Below are 15594 nucleotides of genomic sequence, written 5' to 3'. Positions count from 1 at the left end.
AGGTCCGTCCATCAGGTGAGCAGGTGTGCCCTACCTATAGACAGCCACAGGCCGGCGGAAGCCGGCCGGCAAAGAATTCATCGAAACAGGCAAAGCGTTTTCCAGCGAAGTGGGCACCGGTTCCCCCGCGACAAACGCGAAGCGTTTGCGCGGAGAAAACGCGTCAAAACAGCAATCTGGAGCTTCCGCTCCGATTCTATCGGAACGGATAGCTCTAATCCGGCTTTACTTCACTTCTTGCGGAAACGATCGAGCCGCACCACCTCGGCGCCCTCGGTGGGCTTGGTCGGCTCGTCATCCGGCTCGCTCTCGGACTTGGCGCCGTCCTTGGGCTCGCTTGCGGCCTGGCTGGGCAGGGCCGGTTCGGCATCCGGCGTGGTTTCCAGCGCGGCCTCCGCCGCCGACGGATCGAACTCGAGCCCGAATTTGGCGGACGGGTCGAAGAAACTCTTGATGGCGCCGAACGGCACCACCAGCCGCTCGGGCGTGCCGCCGAACGACAGCCCAACCTCGAACCTTTCGTCGGTCACGATCAGGTCCCAGAACTGGTGCTGCAGGATGATGGTCATCTCCTGGGGGTACTGCGCGAGCAAGCGGGGCGACAGCTTGACGCCATCGGCCCTCGACAGAAACGTGATGTAGAAATGATGGTCACCGGGCAGGCCGTGGGTCGCGGCGTCGGTGAGCACGCGGCGCACCACGCCGCGCAGCGCGTCGCGCGCCAGGACATCATAACGAATGTGATCGGTCGGCATCGGTCGGTCCAGTCAATCGTCGTTTGGCGGACGGCGCGTCAGGCGCGAGCCGCGAAGGGGAGGCACGCGACACCGGAAAAGCGATCCGACTCGCACTTTGTTCCATCGTACCCCGCCGGACATCGAAGGTCAGCAGGTTCCAGAGGGCGGACTGGGGATATTCCTGTGTCGAAGCTGGGGCTGTGACCAGGGTCAAATACAAAAAACTGTCGAATTCGGAAATAAATAAAGTGGAGGCTTCTGTTGCCAGGTGCCTCCGAACCCCGCCTGACGGAGCTTAACCCGTCAGGACTTCAAGATGGTCTTTCAAACTGCGTTACGCAGCCTGAGCAACCGGAGCATAGTTGTCGTTTGCAACTATTGCAGAGCCCGATAACGGCGGAACAATACCGGGAAAAAACACGCCCTTTACGCCCTCGTCGATCCTGTTTCGCCCCCGCCGAAACCCGCTCTTGAACTGTTGGTTCGCGGCTGACGGGCTTTGGTGGAGGCGCCGGGTGCTGCCCCCGGGTCCGAATGGTTTATTGCGACGGCCATTTATTTCCATAGCCGGCGAACCGGCAGCCTCAATATAGGATGCAACGGCGTCGGGTGCAAAGGCCGGGGAACCGGCCTATGGCTGACGGCCTTCCCGCAAAGCCGCGTTGGGATGGCTCAATGCCTTGCGGAAAAAGCCTTGCGGAAAAGAAGTTCGCCCGCTGTCCGCCATCATTTCAAATTTGGGGGATGCCACCGGATTCGGAACCTGGCAGCCCTGCCGCTTGTCTCGCCGAGGGCGCCGCGCTGCGGCCGGTCCCCATTCGCCGGGGGCGCTGGCGGAGTTGTTTGTTGCCTTCGCGAAGATGTCGCTGTCCGGCTTCGGAGGCATGCTGGTGTTTGCCCGCCGCGCCATCCTCGACCAGCATTGCCGGATGACGGCGGATGAATTCAGCGAAGCCTTCGCACTGTGCCATTTCGCCGGTCCCAACGTCGTCAACCTGACCGTGGTGTTCGGGTCGCGCTTCCGCGGCATCCGCGGGGCCGTTGCGGTCTTTACCAGCCTGCTGGCGCCGCCGGTGGTGATCGTCACTGCTTTTGCGGCGGGCTATGCCCATTTTGGTGTGGTGGATGCGTTGCAGCGGACCCTGGCGAGGTCTCGTGCGCTGCCGTTGGGCTGCTCCTCGCCATCATCGCGCGCATGCTGCTGCCAATGTCCTGATCGTGCCCCTGATCGGCTATCACGTGGCCGTTATCGCAGGCGGGCTGATGGCCACCACCGCGATGTGCGGCGCGCTGTCGCTGCTTATTTTGTGAGCGGTATGCTGCCCGGGGCGGCGTTCTCGGATCTACGGGCCTTGTCTAGACAGTTTTGGTCGGAAAGCAGGCTACAGAAGGCGCCGCGCGAACATTGTATTGCGCGCGCGCATCACGGGTGCACGGTTGCGTGGCCTTGCCTCTCGTTCTGAGCGTAACAACAGCGTTTGACAATTTGACAAACCAGCTACGCAATGGTTTGCAGGGCAACGCAATAAAGGTAAGACGGACGGCAAGTTCGTGTTTGGGGAGGGGATGTCGATGAGTAAAGCGCCAGATCGGATGGCGGGGGTCGAGCCGCGCGGGATCGGGATTCGGAATCCAATAGGCTCCACTGCCGTGGTGGTTATTGCGTTCGCCCCACAGCTGGTCGCTATTGCAGCCTTTCTTGTCCGTTCGATTCTTTCGATTGCGCCGGGAATCTTTGGGCCGTTCTCGATCTCGGCCGGCTCAACGGCTCTCGTGGGCTTCATCGCCGACAAGAATTTGCTGGGCCTTTATTCCCTGCCGTTGGTCGTGATCGCAATCTTTACGCTTTTTCCGAGAATCAAAGGCCCGCAGGATTACTACGGCGGCATCGTCATGATCGCCGTCTCGTTATTCGCGCTCTGGGCATCGATCGATCTCGCTGGCCAACGCGGCTTTTCATTCGGACCGGGAACCGCGCCGCGGCTATTCTGTGGATTGTTGTTTCTGCTCGGTCTAGCGATCGCGGTGACCGGCCTTGTGACCGACGGCAGTCCGCTGCAGCGGTTTGCGGTTCGCGGGCCGCTGTTTGTGACGCTTGCGATCGTGTTTTTCGCTTTTGCGATCCGTCCGCTCGGTCTGATTTTGTCGAGCATTCTCACGTTTTTGATTGCTGCGACCGGCTCGTCGGAAACCCGATGGGGCGAGGCGATCATCGTCGGGGTGCTGCTGACCTTGTTCTGCGCCTTCCTTTTCCCCTATGCGCTCGGGCTGCCATTCCAGCAGCTGCCAGCGTTCTTGCAGTGAGGGCGTGATGGATATTTTTTCCAACCTTGGGCTCGGCTTTAAGGTCGTCTTCGCGCTGACGCAGTGGACTCCGGCTTTCCTGGGCGGGATGTCGATCCCGGTTCCGACCAACATCCTGCTGTGTCTGATCGGAGCGCTGGTCGGCACTCTGGTCGGCGTGCTGCCGGGTATCGGCACCATCGCCACCGTGGCGATGCTGTTGCCGATCACCTTCGGCCTGCCGCCGGTCGGCGCGCTGATCATGCTGGCCGGCATTTATTACGGCGCCCAGTATGGCGGATCGACCACCTCCATCCTGGTCAACATTCCGGGTGAGGCGACCTCGGTGGTTACCACGCTCGATGGTTTCCAGATGGCCAAGCAGGGCCGTGCCGGTCCCGCGCTCGCCATTGCCGCGATCGGTTCGTTCGCTGCCGGCTGCGTCGCCACCGTGCTGATCGCCGTGCTCGGTGCGCCGCTGACCAAGCTCGCGCTGGCGTTCGGTCCCGCCGAATACTTCTCGCTGATGGTGCTGGGCCTGGTGTTCGCCGTGGTGTTGGCCAAGGGCTCGGTGCTGAAGGCGATCGCCGTCATCGTGCTTGGCCTGCTGCTGTCGATGGTCGGCTCCGACATCGAAACCGGCGTCTCGCGCATGGCCTTCAACATTCCGGAACTGGCCGACGGCCTCGGCTTCGCCACCGTGGCGATGGGTGTGTTTGGCTTTGCGGAAATCATCCGCAACCTCGACAAGGGTGCGGAGGAAGACCGCAGCCTGGTGCAGGAGCACATCACCGGTCTGATGCCGACCAAAAAGGACCTGATCGATTCCGCGCCCGCGATCGCCCGCGGCACGGTGCTCGGCTCGATTCTCGGCATTCTGCCTGGTGGTGGCGCGGTGATCGCGTCGTTCGCCGCCTACACCTTCGAAAAGAAGATCGCCAAGGATCCGTCGCGCTTCGGCCGCGGCGCGATCGAGGGCGTTGCGGCGCCGGAAAGCGCCAACAACGCCGCCGCGCAGACCTCCTTCATCCCGCTGCTGACCCTCGGCATTCCGCCGAACGCGGTGATGGCGCTGATGGTGGGCGCGATGACCATCCACGGCATCGTGCCGGGCCCGCAGGTGATGCAGAAGCAGCCCGAGCTGGTCTGGGGCATGATCGCCTCGATGTGGGTCGGCAACCTGATGCTGCTGGTCATCAACCTGCCGCTGGTCGGCATCTGGGTGCGGCTGCTGCGCGTGCCCTACCGGTTGATGTTCCCCTCGATCGTGATCTTCTGCGCCATCGGCATCTATTCCATCAACAATGCGCCGATGGATGTGATCCTGGCCGGCGCCTTCGGCCTCGTCGGCTACTGGCTGGTGAAGCATGATTTCGAACCGGCGCCGTTGCTGCTCGGCATGGTGCTGGGGCCGCTGATGGAAGAGAACCTGCGCCGCGCCATGCTGATCTCGCGCGGCGATGCCACCGTGTTCTTCACCCGGCCGTTGTCGGCCACCCTGATGGCGATCGCCGCCTTCCTGCTGGTGCTCGCTGTGCTGCCGTCGCTGAAGCGCAAGCGCGACGAGGTGTTTGTCGAATCGGAGAACTAGAGCGTTTTCCAGCGAAGTGGACACCGGTTCGCGTGAAGAAAACGCGTCAAAACAAAAATCTAGAGCTTCCGTTCCGATTCTATCGGAACGGAAAAAGCTCTAGCCCAGGTTCGTACGTGTCCCATTACACGCGTCCGATTCGGACGAATTGATAATCCAAACCGCCGCTAACTGCGGCGGTTTGGCTCATTACAACCCCTGGCAAGTCTGCTACGCCAGCGCGAAACGGGCGAGTTCGCAACGTCCGATTGTTTCGGGGGATTTAATCATGTCTTTCAGCCGTTTGTTCCTGCGATCGCTGGGCCTGCTTACGTTGGCGACCGCCTTCGCCGTGCCTGCAGCCGCGCAGGATTACCCGACCCGCCAGATCACCATGATCGTGCCGTTCGCCGCGGGCGGACCGACCGACGTGATTTCGCGTATCGTGGCCAGCCACATGTCGCAGACGCTTGGTCAGGCCATCGTCATCGAGAACGTGGTCGGCGCCGGCGGCACCACCGGTACGACCCGGGCGGCCAAGGCCACCAATGACGGCTACACCCTGATCACCGGCCACATGGGCACCCATGCCGCTGCGGTGCCGCTCTATCCCAAGCTCGCCTATCACCCCGAGACGGATTTCGAGCCGGTGGCGCTGCTTGCAGGCACTCCGATCCTGATCCTGGCGCGCAAGGATTTTCCCGCCAGCAACCTGAAAGAGTTCGTGGCCTATCTCAAGGCCAACACCGACAAGCTCAACATGGCCCATGCCGGCGTCGGCTCCGTGTCGTATTCGTCGTGCGAACTGTTGAATTCCGTGCTCGACATCAAGCCGACTGGTGTGCCCTTCAACGGCACCGGTCCGGCGATGAATGCGCTGGTTGGCCAGCAAGTCGATTACATGTGCGACCAGATCGTCAACGCCGTGCCGCAGATCAAGGGCGGCACCATCCGCGCCTATGCGGTGGCGACGCCGGAGCGCAATCCCTCGCTGCCTGACCTGCCGACCACGATCGAGGGCGGATTGCCGGCCTACCAGGCGTCGGCCTGGAACGCGATATTCGCCCCGAAGGGGACGCCGGCGCCGATCCTGGCCAAGCTCAACGCTGCGGCGGCGAAGGCGCTGGACGACGAGAATGTGCGCAAGCGGCTGCTCGACCTCGGCAGCGATATCCCCAAGCCGGAAGGCCGCACCCAGGCGGCGCTGGGGGCGCTGGTGAAGAGCGAAGTCGCCAAGTGGAGCGCCGTGCTGAAGCCGGCGACCAACTGAGCACTGGAAGTCATCCACAGGCCATAAAGGCCGGTGATAACAGGGCGGTCCCGCGGGGGCCGCCCTTGTCGTTTGGGACCGGCGCGGCCATGTTCGGAACAACGAACCGGGGTGTATAATCCGTCCGGCGGCTGCCTGAGTCGCAGCCCGATACAGTTCCCAAACCCCAGAAAACGCTGATGCATCAATACCACGACCTGCTTGAACGCATTCTCGCCGATGGTGCCGAGAAGACCGACCGCACCGGCACCGGCACGCTGTCGGTGTTCGGGCATCAGATGCGCTTCAATCTCGCCTCGGGCTTTCCGATGCTGACGACCAAGAAGCTGCCGCTGAAGTCCATCGTACACGAGCTGCTCTGGTTCCTCGCCGGCGACACCAACGTCAAATACCTGCAGGACCACAAGGTCACCATCTGGGACGAGTGGGCCGACGAGAACGGCGACCTCGGCCCGGTTTACGGCCGCCAGTGGCGCTCGTGGGAAGCGCCGGACGGCCGCGTGATCGACCAGATCAGCAATGTGATCGAGATGATCCGGCGCAGTCCGGATTCGCGCCGGCTGATCGTCAGCGCCTGGAACCCGGCTGATGTCGACAAGATGGCGTTGCCACCGTGCCACTGCCTGTTCCAGTTCTATGTCGCCAAAGGCCGGCTGTCGTGCCAGCTCTACCAGCGCTCGGCGGATGTGTTTCTCGGTGTTCCCTTCAACATCGCCTCCTATGCGCTCCTGACCATGATAATCGCACAGGTGACCGGGCTGAAGGCCGGCGACTTCGTGCACACCCTCGGCGATGCGCATCTCTATTCCAATCACCTTGAACAGGCGCGGCTGCAACTGTCGCGTGCACCACGTGCGCTGCCGACCATGAAGATCAATCCGGACGTGAAGGACATCTTCGCCTTCCGCTTCGAGGACTTCGTGCTGGAAGGCTACGATCCGCATCCGCACATCAAGGCCGAGGTCGCGGTTTGAGCCTGTCGATCCGTCCGCCGCGGACCGACGAAGCTGCGCTGGTGCTCGATTTCGTGCGTGAACTGGCTGACTACGAGAAGCTGTCGCACGACGTCGTTGCCACCGAGGCGATGATTGAACAGGCTCTGTTTGCGCCGCAGCCGCGGCTGTTTTGCGATATCGCCGAATGGGAGGGGACGCCGGTCGGCTTCTCGCTCTGGTTTCTCAATTTCTCGTCATTCCGCGGCCGCCACGGGATCTATCTGGAGGATCTGTTCGTGCGTCCGGCTTTTCGCGGTTTTGGCATCGGCAAGGCACTGCTTGCCGCTCTGGCGCATCGCTGTGCCGCCAATGGATGGGCGCGTCTTGAATGGTCGGTGCTCGATTGGAACACCCCTTCGATCGCGTTTTACAAATCGATCGGTGCGACCCTGATGGACGGTTGGACCACGTGCCGCCTGACCGGCGAAGCCCTGCAGCAGCTTGGATCGCAGGGCGGGCGGCATGAGTGACGGCGGCATCCACATCGTGTTCGTCGTCGCGATCGCCGAGAACGGCGTCATCGGTCACGACAATGCCATGCCGTGGCGGCTGAAATCTGACCTGAAGCGCTTCAAGGCGCTGACGCTGGACAAGCCCGTGGTCATGGGCCGCAAGACATTCCTGTCGATCGGCAAGCCGCTGCCGGGTCGCACCAACATCGTGGTAACGCGCGATGCTGGCTTTCAAGCGCCGGGGATCGTGGTCGTGCCGTCGCTCGATGCCGCGTACGATGTGGCGCGCGGTGATGCGCTGCGTCGTTTTGCCACTGAAATTGCCGTGATCGGTGGCGCCGAAATTTATAAGCAATGGCTCGATCGAGCGGATCGTCTGGAGATCACCGAAGTCCACGCACAGCCTGCAGGCGATGTGTTTCTCACCGAGTTGTTGAAGCCGAACCCAACACGCTGGACGGAAGTCAGCCGCGTCAGAAATACGGCCGCAGCGGTCGACAGCGCCGATTTCACTTATGCGACATATATACGCCGGTCGGCCGATTAACCCCGTTTGTCGATGTTTACATTGACAAATATCGCGCCGACCCTACCTGCTGCGCAGCAAGACGCCGCGTTGTAAGGGGTGAAGCCGTCCCCTATAAAGCCGTCCGTATTACGCCGGTCCCCCTGCTGGACTGGTCAAGGAGACAACCTATGCCGTGGAAGAATCAAGGTGGCGGCCCGTGGGGTTCGGGTCCGAAAGGACCATGGGGCTCCGGACCGCAGTCGTCGGGACCGAAGCCGCCGGATCTCGAAGACCTTCTGCGGCGGGGGCAGGATCGTCTGCAGACGCTGCTGCCGGGCGGGCATTTCAGTGCCATGGGCATCGGGCTCCTGGTCGTCGCGGCGATTGCGATCTGGGCGCTGTCCGGGTTCTTCCGCGTGCAGTCGGAAGAGCTGGGCGTCGTGCTGCGCTTCGGCAAGCATGTTCGCACCGTGCAGCCGGGCCTGAACTATCACCTGCCGTATCCGATCGAGACCGTGCTGCTGCCGAAGGCGCTGCGTGTCTCCACCCTGAGCATCGGCATGCGCTACGATGAATCGCGCCGTGGCGGCACCTTCCGCGACGTGCCGGAAGAAAGCCTGATGTTGACCGGCGACGAAAACATCGTCGACGTGGACTTCACCGTGCTCTGGCGCATCAAGCCGGACGGCGTCGGCGACTACCTCTTCAACATCCAGAATCCCGAAGGCACCGTGAAAGCGGTGGCTGAAAGCGCGATGCGCGAAGCAGTCGGCCGCGCCCAGATCCAGCCGATCCTGACCGGCGCCCGCACCACCACGGAAGCGGCGGTGCAGGACTTGATGCAGAAGACGCTCGACAGCTACAAGGCAGGCGTTTTGATCCAGCAGGTGCAGATGCAGAAGGTCGATCCGCCGGCGCAGGTGATCGATGCGTTCCGCGACGTGCAGGCGGCCCGCGCCGACCTCGAGCGGTTGCAGAACGAAGCCCAGACCTACGCCAACCGCGTGGTGCCCGATGCACGGGGACGCGGTGCGCAGATCCTGCAGGTGGCGCAGGGCTACAAGGAGCAGGCGGTGGCGGAAGCCAAGGGTCAGACCGCGCGCTTCCTCAAGGTCTATGACGAATACAAGAAGGCGCCCGACGTGACGCGGCAACGCATCTATCTCGAAACCATGGAGCGTGTGCTCGGTTCGGCCGAAAAGGTTGTGATCGATCCGGGATCGGCGGGCGGCTCGCCCGGCATCGTGCCTTATCTGCCGCTGAGTGAACTCTCGCGACGACAGCCGGCGCCTGCGCCGCAACAGCAACAGGGCGGGAGCGCACGATGAAGGCCGGCATTTCAGGAGTTGTTGCGCTGGTGCTGCTGGTCGCCATTGTTATCGTCGGCTACAGCGCGGCCTTTACCGTGCGTCAGACCCAGCAGGCACTAGTGGTTCGCCTTGGCGAGCCGATCCGCGTCGTCACCGAACCGGGTCTGAATTTCAAGTGGCCATTCATCGATACCGTGATCGATATCGACAAGCGGATTCTCGATCTGGAAAATCCGTCGCAGGAAGTGATCGCATCGGACCAGAAGCGTCTGGTCGTCGATGCCTTCGCGCGTTACCGCATCAAGGATGCGTTGCGCTTCTACCAGCGCGTCGGTTCGATCCAGGCCGCCAACTTGCAGCTCACCACGCTGCTGAACTCGTCGCTGCGCCGCGTGCTCGGCGAGGTGACGTTCATCCAGGTGGTGCGTGACGAGCGCGATGCGCTGATGGCGCGGATTCGCGAGCAGCTTGATCGCGAGGCCGACGGCTATGGCATTGCGGTGGTGGACGTTCGTATCCGCCGCGCCGACCTGCCGGAGCAGAACAGCCAGGCGGTGTACCAGCGGATGCAGACCGAGCGACAGCGTGAAGCCGCCGAGTTCCGCGCCCAGGGCGGTCAGAAGGCCCAGGAAATCCGCTCCACCGCCGACCGCCAGGCCACGGTGATCATCGCCGAGGCCAACTCCCAAGCCGAGCAGACCCGCGGCGAGGGCGACGGCGAGCGCAACCGGATCTTCGCTGAAGCCTATAACAAGGATCAGGAGTTCTTTGCCTTTTACCGCTCGATGTCGGCGTACGAGACCGGGCTGAAGGCCAACGACACCCGCTTCCTGCTGCGTCCGGATTCGGAGTTCTTCCGCTTCTTCGCCAATTCCTCCGGCAAGCCGCCGGCCTCGGCGGCTGGGGCTGGGCAACCCGCGGCCGGCTCGCGCTAGAAAAACCGCCCCCGGGCTTGACCGTGAGGGCTGGTTTTCCAATAAAGCATGTCCCTGAGCCCGATCCGGTGGATCGGGCTCAGATACTCAGCGCGACTGTAAATCCAAAATCGGGGTCCGGTTGCGTCAACAACTGCGCGTCTGCAGCCGGCATGTCGGTCTGACGGAACACGCTTGGGGAGGCGTCGCGTGTTGAGGTCGATAGCGTTTTCGGATTTGCTGATCGGCATCGGCATTCTGCTCGTCATTGAAGGCCTGCTGTTTGCGGCCATGCCGAACTGGATGCGCCAGGCCATGAAAAGCGCGATCCTGACCCCGGACAACATTCTGCGCGCGGTTGGAATCGGATCGGCCGTGGTCGGCCTGATCGTGATCTATTTCGTCCGCCGCTACTGACGGTGTGAGGCGGCCCTCCGTCCGCCGAACTCTCTCCATCTGATCCGCTCCTGCATCCGCACCGCGCCGCCGCTGGCGGCGTTGAGCCGTGAACGGGCCCCGGCGGTCAGGGATCAGGCGCCCCGAATTGACGGGCGTTTGGCCTGCATTTCGCCGCAATCGGCGCCTGGATCGGGGTGTAGAACAGCTTGCGCCGCACCATCGTTCCGGCGCACTCTGGGGCGAATTCGGATACCCCTTTTCCAGGAGACGACGACCCTATGACCAATGCCATTGCCGCATTGAGCCTCCAGCCTTCACGCCCCGCCGCCCTTCTGCGCGCGGTGATCAGCGCTGGTGTGGCCGGAGTGCTGATGATTTCGCCTGCCGCGGCGCGTGGGCCCGACGGCATTGCCGACGTTGCCGAGAAAGTGATCGATGCGGTGGTCAACATTTCGACCTCGCAGACGCTCGATGCGCGGGGCGGCGATGGACCCAATGCCATGCCGCAACTGCCGCCGGGTTCGCCGTTCGAGGAGTTCTTCGACGACTTCTTCAAGAACCGCCGCGGTGGCGGCGGCAACCGTGGCGCCGACAAGGGCGGCGGCAACAACTTCCAGCCGCGCAAGGTGAACTCGCTGGGCTCCGGCTTCATCATCGACACGTCCGGCATTGTCGTCACCAACAATCACGTCATTGCCGATGCCGACGAGATCAACGTCATTCTCAATGACGGCACCAAGATCAAGGCCGAGGTGATGGGCCGCGACAAGAAGACCGATCTGGCGGTGCTGAAGTTCAAGCCGGAGAAAACACTGACCTCCGTGAAGTTCGGCGATTCCGACAAGCTGCGGCTCGGCGAATGGGTGGTGGCGATCGGCAACCCGTTCTCGCTGGGCGGCACGGTGACGGCGGGCATCGTCTCGGCCCGCAACCGCGACATCAATTCCGGTCCCTACGACAACTACATCCAGACCGATGCGGCCATCAACCGCGGCAACTCCGGCGGTCCGCTGTTCAATCTCGATGGCGAAGTGATCGGCGTCAACACCGCGATCATCTCGCCCTCGGGCGGCTCGATCGGCATCGGCTTTGCGGTGCCCTCGAAGACGGTCGCCGGCGTGGTCGATCAGCTGCGCCAGTATGGCGAGACCCGCCGCGGCTGGCTCGGTGTGCGCATCCAGCAGGTCACCGATGAAATCGCCGAGAGCCTGAGCATCAAGCCGGCGCGCGGCGCGCTGATCGCCGGTGTCGACGACAAGGGCCCGGCCAAGCCCGCCGGCATCGAGCCGGGCGACGTCATCGTCAGGTTCGACGGCAAGGACATCAAGGAGATGAAGGATTTGCCGCGCGCCGTGGCGGATACCGCGGTCGGCAAGGCCGTCGACGTCCTGATCATCCGCAAGGGCAAGGAAGAGACCAAGCAGGTGACGCTGGGCCGGCTGCAGGACGACGACAAGCCGGTGCAGGCCTCGGTCAAATCCAGCACGCCCGAAGCGGAGAAGACTCCGACCCAGAAGGCGCTTGGACTCGATCTCGCGGCGCTCGACAAGAACCTGCGCACCAAGTTCAAGATCAAGGAGAGCGTCAAGGGCGTCATCATCACCAGCGTCGACACCTCCTCGGACGCCGCCGAAAAGCGCCTCAGCGCCGGTGACGTCATTGTCGAGGTGGCGCAGGAGGCGGTGACCAATGGCGGCGACGTCAAGAAGCGGATCGATCAGCTCAAGAAGGACGGCAAGAAGTCCGTTCTGCTGCTGGTGTCGAACGCCGACGGCGAGCTGCGCTTCGTGGCGCTGAGCGTGCAGTAAGACTGCGCTGCATTCTTATATTTCTGCGTGATGCCCGGCCTCGTGCCGGGCATTTGCGTTTTTACGCAGCCCATCATCCCCACTGCGTCATTGCCGGACTTGATCCGGCAATCCAGCTTGTTTGCATTGAAATACCGAGAAAGCTGGATGCGCGGGTCAAGCCCGCGCATGACGCTGAATGTGGAGCCCGCGTCCCGAACCTACTCCGTCACGAACTCACTGCGCTTATAGCCCTGCGCGTACAGCAATGCGGTGAGATCGCCGTGGTCGATCCGGGCGCCGGCGGCCGCGGCCACCTTGGGCTTGGCGCGGTAGGCGACGCCGAGGCCGGCCGCCTCGATCATGCCGAGGTCGTTGGCGCCGTCGCCGACCACCAGGGTGTCGACGGCGTCGACGTCGAATGATTCACGCAGCTCGAGCAGGGTCGCGAGCTTGGTCTCGCGCCCGACGATCGGCTCGGCGACCTGGCCGGTGAATGTGTCGCCGTCCACCAACAGGGTATTGGCGCGGTTCTCCTGGAACCCGATCATGGCGGCGATCCGGTTGGTGAACACGGTGAAGCCGCCGGAAATCAGACACGTATAGGCGCCGTGCGCCCGCATGGTGCGCACCAGGGCTGTGCCGCCGGGGGTGAGCGTAATGCGTTTCTCGAGCACCTCGTCGACGACCTTGGCCGGCAGGCCCTTCAGCAGGGCCACCCGCTCGCGCAGCGCCGGCTCGAACGCGATCTCGCCGCGCATGGCGCGCTCGGTAATGGCCGAGACATGTGCCTTGAGGCCGGCGAAGTCAGCCAGTTCGTCGATGCATTCCTGGCCGATCATGGTGGAATCCATATCGGCCAGAAAAAGCTTCTTGCGCCGGGTCGCTTCCGGTTGCACCACAATATCGATCGGCAGGTCGCCTCTAGCCTGCCGCAGCCGTTCTGCGATGGCGCGGGGGTCCTCGTCGCTGCTAAATGTGATGTCGGCCGCGACCTCGTCGAACAGCCAGGAGGGCTTGGCAGACGGCGGCAGGATGGCGCACGCTGCGTCGATCGCCGTGCTGTCGAGCGCGGGATCGTTCGGGTTGGAAATCAGCGTGGCGACGAGAGACATGGTAGCCTTTGAGGTGTCTTTGACCTTCGGGATGAGTGCGTGACGTCGACTTCGACAGGACATCCGATCAAGGCCGTGCTTATCGCAGGACCCACCGCCAGCGGCAAGTCGGCGCTGGCGCTCGACTTGGCCTGCGCCATCGACGGCACGGTGATCAACACCGATTCCATGCAGGTTTACCGCGATTTGCGGGTGCTCACCGCCCGTCCCGCACCGGAGGACGAGGTCCAGGCGCCGCACCGGCTGTACGGCCACGCCGACGCGGCGGTGAACTATTCGGCCGGGATGTGGGTCAACGATGCGGTCACCGTGCTTTATGAAGCGCGCGAGGCCGGCCGGGTGCCGATCTTCATCGGCGGCTCGGGGCTGTATTTCAAGGCGCTGACCCGGGGACTGTCGGCGGTGCCGCCGATCCCGGCGCGGGTTCGCGACGACGTTCGCGCCCGTCTCGCCCAGGGCGGTCCCGAGGCGCTGCACCGGGAGCTGTCGTTGCGCGATCCCATGCTGGCGCTCAAGCTGAAGCCGCGCGACCGCGTCCGCATCGCCCGCGCCCTTGAGGTGGTGGAGGCGACCGGCCGCTCGCTGACGGACTGGCACCGCGAGGGGCTGCCGCCGTTGTTGCCGCCCGAAGGAACCGTGGCGGTCTTTCTCGCGCCCGACCGGGCGGAACTCTATGGGCGGATCGACGCGCGTTTCCAGGCCATGCTGGGGCAGGGCGCGCTCGATGAGGTAGCTGTTCTCGCCGCCCGCAAGCTCGATCCGCTGCTGCCGGCCATGAAAGCTCATGGCGTGCCGGCGCTGATCAAATTCCTGGCCGGCGAAATCGGCCGGGACGAGGCCATGGCGATCGGCCAGACCGACACCCGCCACTACGCCAAGCGCCAGTTCACCTGGTTCCGCCACCAGCTGCCGGAGTTTCAGTGGGTGGCGCCCCACGAGGCGCGCGGCTGGCTGGCCAACGCCCTGTCCCTCCGCGGGCTCAACTAGCTGGCCCGCCGCCGCGGGCTGAATGCGAGACCCCTGTGGTCCCCGGCGACGACCCCCTTTCACTGTCGGGCGCGTCCAAATATGGTGCTGCCCGAAATCGGGCCAGCGGGCCTGGATCGACAGGTCCGGCGCAGCCATCGCGCCGACAGCGGGAAGCAAGGAAAGACACAAGGACATGAGTTTGGATTTCGAAATCCTGCCTGCGGCACATCCGACGCCCGAGAAAGAGCGCACGGCAAAGCTCGTGGATCCAGGTTTTGGCCGGATTTTCACCGACCACATGGCGCTGGTCCGCTACAATCAGGCCAAGGGCTGGTTTGGCGCGCGCGTCGAATCCCGCGCCAATTTCCCGCTCGATCCGGCCACGGCCGTCCTGCACTACGCTCAGGAGATTTTTGAAGGCCTCAAGGCCTACACACGCGACGACGGCGGCGTGAACCTGTTTCGCCCGGACGCCAATGCCCGTCGCTTCCACAATTCGGCCGAGCGCATGGCCATGGCCCCGCTGCCCGAACCGGTGTTCATCGAGGCGGTCGAGCAGCTCGTGCGCATCGATCGCGCCTGGGTGCCGGGCGGTGAGGGCAGCCTCTATTTGCGGCCCTTCATGATCGCGAGCGAGGTCTTCCTCGGCGTGAAACCGTCCGCGGATTACATCTTCGCCGTCATCGCCTCGCCGGTTGGCTCCTATTTCAAGGGCGGACCTGCGCCGGTGTCGATCTGGGTGTCGGAGACCTACACCCGCGCCGCGATCGGCGGCACCGGCGCCGTCAAGTGCGGCGGCAATTATGCCGCCAGCCTGCGTGCCCAGGCCGAGGCCATCGATCACGGCTGCGACCAGGTGGTCTTCCTCGATGCGATCGAGCGCCGTTATGTCGAGGAGCTCGGCGGCATGAACGTGTTCTTCGTGTTCGACGACGGTTCGCTGCTGACGCCGCCGCTTGGCACCATCCTGCCGGGCATCACCCGCGATTCGATCCTCGCACTCGCGAAGGATTCCGGCACGCCCGTGCGTGAGGAGGCCTACACCGTCCAGCAGTGGCGTGCTGACGCCGCCAGCGGAAAGCTGAAAGAGGCTTTTGCTTGTGGCACGGCGGCGGTCATCTCGCCGATCGGCAAGGTGTGTTCCGCGAGCGGTGATTTTCAGATCAATGGCGGTGCCGCCGGCCCTGTCGCCATGGGGCTGCGCAAGAAACTGGTCGACATCCAGTACGGTCGCGCGGCCGATCCGCACGACTGGATCAGAAAGGTCCTGTGACTGGCGGCGGAG

At 63.6% G+C, this 15594-nt stretch carries 14 protein-coding genes, 1 other RNA gene and 1 pseudogene; 13 read left to right on the top strand and 3 right to left on the bottom strand.

The annotated features are described in order from the left end of the window. Positions 1-230 precede the first annotated feature (230 nt). Together RS897_RS02105 and ssrA are read right to left on the bottom strand one after the other, a co-directional pair. Entirely contained in the window at positions 231-755 is a 525-nt protein-coding gene (locus RS897_RS02105) for an SspB family protein (RefSeq protein WP_315834962.1), read from the bottom strand. A 229-nt stretch (positions 756-984) separates the two neighbouring features. Then, positions 985-1356: a transfer-messenger RNA gene (gene ssrA / locus RS897_RS02100) on the bottom strand. A 241-nt stretch (positions 1357-1597) separates the two neighbouring features. Between ssrA and RS897_RS02095 the strand changes: the two are divergent. The 11 genes and pseudogenes from RS897_RS02095 to RS897_RS02045 all read left to right on the top strand — a co-directional run bounded on the left by RS897_RS02095 (position 1598) and on the right by RS897_RS02045 (position 12246). After that, positions 1598-1953 (top strand): annotated as a pseudogene (locus RS897_RS02095) (chromate transporter). A 356-nt stretch (positions 1954-2309) separates the two neighbouring features. Further along, positions 2310-3041, top strand: a complete 732-nt coding sequence (locus RS897_RS02090; protein WP_315834961.1) for a tripartite tricarboxylate transporter TctB family protein — start codon at positions 2310-2312, stop codon at positions 3039-3041. A 7-nt stretch (positions 3042-3048) separates the two neighbouring features. Beyond that, positions 3049-4611 (top strand): tripartite tricarboxylate transporter permease, encoded by a 1563-nt coding sequence (locus RS897_RS02085; RefSeq protein WP_315834960.1) that lies wholly within the window; start codon positions 3049-3051, stop codon positions 4609-4611. Between the two features lie 268 nt (positions 4612-4879). Continuing rightward, positions 4880-5860, top strand: coding sequence for a tripartite tricarboxylate transporter substrate-binding protein (locus RS897_RS02080; RefSeq protein ID WP_315834959.1), 981 nt, complete (start codon positions 4880-4882; stop codon positions 5858-5860). A gap of 179 nt (positions 5861-6039) precedes the next feature. Next, the gene (locus tag RS897_RS02075; protein ID WP_315834958.1) at positions 6040-6834 is read left to right on the top strand and encodes a thymidylate synthase; all 795 of its coding nucleotides are present in this window, start codon (positions 6040-6042) and stop codon (positions 6832-6834) included. Beyond that, complete coding sequence (locus RS897_RS02070) at positions 6831-7325, top strand: GNAT family N-acetyltransferase (RefSeq protein ID WP_315834957.1); 495 nt, start codon at positions 6831-6833, stop codon at positions 7323-7325. Before RS897_RS02075 ends, RS897_RS02070 begins: the two co-directional genes overlap by 4 nt. After that, on the top strand, positions 7318-7854 hold the full coding sequence (locus RS897_RS02065; protein ID WP_315834956.1) for a dihydrofolate reductase: 537 nt from the start codon (positions 7318-7320) through the stop codon (positions 7852-7854). Before RS897_RS02070 ends, RS897_RS02065 begins: the two co-directional genes overlap by 8 nt. Positions 7855-8003: 149 nt before the next feature. Further along, on the top strand, positions 8004-9143 hold the full coding sequence (hflK, locus tag RS897_RS02060) for an FtsH protease activity modulator HflK (protein WP_315834955.1): 1140 nt from the start codon (positions 8004-8006) through the stop codon (positions 9141-9143). Then, positions 9140-10060 (top strand): protease modulator HflC, encoded by a 921-nt coding sequence (hflC, locus tag RS897_RS02055; protein WP_315834954.1) that lies wholly within the window; start codon positions 9140-9142, stop codon positions 10058-10060. The genes hflK and hflC overlap by 4 nt, the downstream gene beginning before the upstream one ends. A 192-nt stretch (positions 10061-10252) precedes the next feature. Further along, positions 10253-10456 carry a DUF2065 domain-containing protein gene (locus RS897_RS02050; RefSeq protein ID WP_315838951.1) on the top strand — a complete coding sequence of 68 codons (204 nt, stop codon included), beginning with the start codon at positions 10253-10255 and terminating at the stop codon, positions 10454-10456. A gap of 260 nt (positions 10457-10716) precedes the next feature. After that, positions 10717-12246 (top strand): Do family serine endopeptidase, encoded by a 1530-nt coding sequence (locus tag RS897_RS02045; RefSeq protein WP_315834953.1) that lies wholly within the window; start codon positions 10717-10719, stop codon positions 12244-12246. 200 nt (positions 12247-12446) lie between these two features. Here the strand turns inward: RS897_RS02045 and serB are convergent, their stop codons facing one another. Beyond that, positions 12447-13340: a phosphoserine phosphatase SerB gene (gene serB, locus RS897_RS02040; RefSeq protein ID WP_315834952.1), complete on the bottom strand. Its 894-nt coding sequence runs from the start codon at positions 13338-13340 to the stop codon at positions 12447-12449. Between the two features lie 66 nt (positions 13341-13406). On the opposite strand from serB, the gene miaA reads away from it, so the two are divergent. Together miaA and RS897_RS02030 are read left to right on the top strand one after the other, a co-directional pair. Further along, positions 13407-14327, top strand: coding sequence for a tRNA (adenosine(37)-N6)-dimethylallyltransferase MiaA (gene miaA, locus RS897_RS02035; protein ID WP_315838950.1), 921 nt, complete (start codon positions 13407-13409; stop codon positions 14325-14327). A 175-nt stretch (positions 14328-14502) separates the two neighbouring features. Beyond that, complete coding sequence (locus RS897_RS02030) at positions 14503-15582, top strand: branched-chain amino acid aminotransferase (RefSeq protein ID WP_315834951.1); 1080 nt, start codon at positions 14503-14505, stop codon at positions 15580-15582. The last annotated feature ends 12 nt before the right edge of the window (positions 15583-15594 follow it).

Origin of the sequence: Bradyrhizobium prioriisuperbiae (assembly GCF_032397745.1) — a bacterium.
GTDB lineage: Bacteria > Pseudomonadota > Alphaproteobacteria > Rhizobiales > Xanthobacteraceae > Bradyrhizobium_A > Bradyrhizobium_A prioriisuperbiae.
The sequence above is the reverse complement of the archived record's forward strand: the minus strand, read 5'-3'. Positions and strand labels throughout refer to the sequence as shown.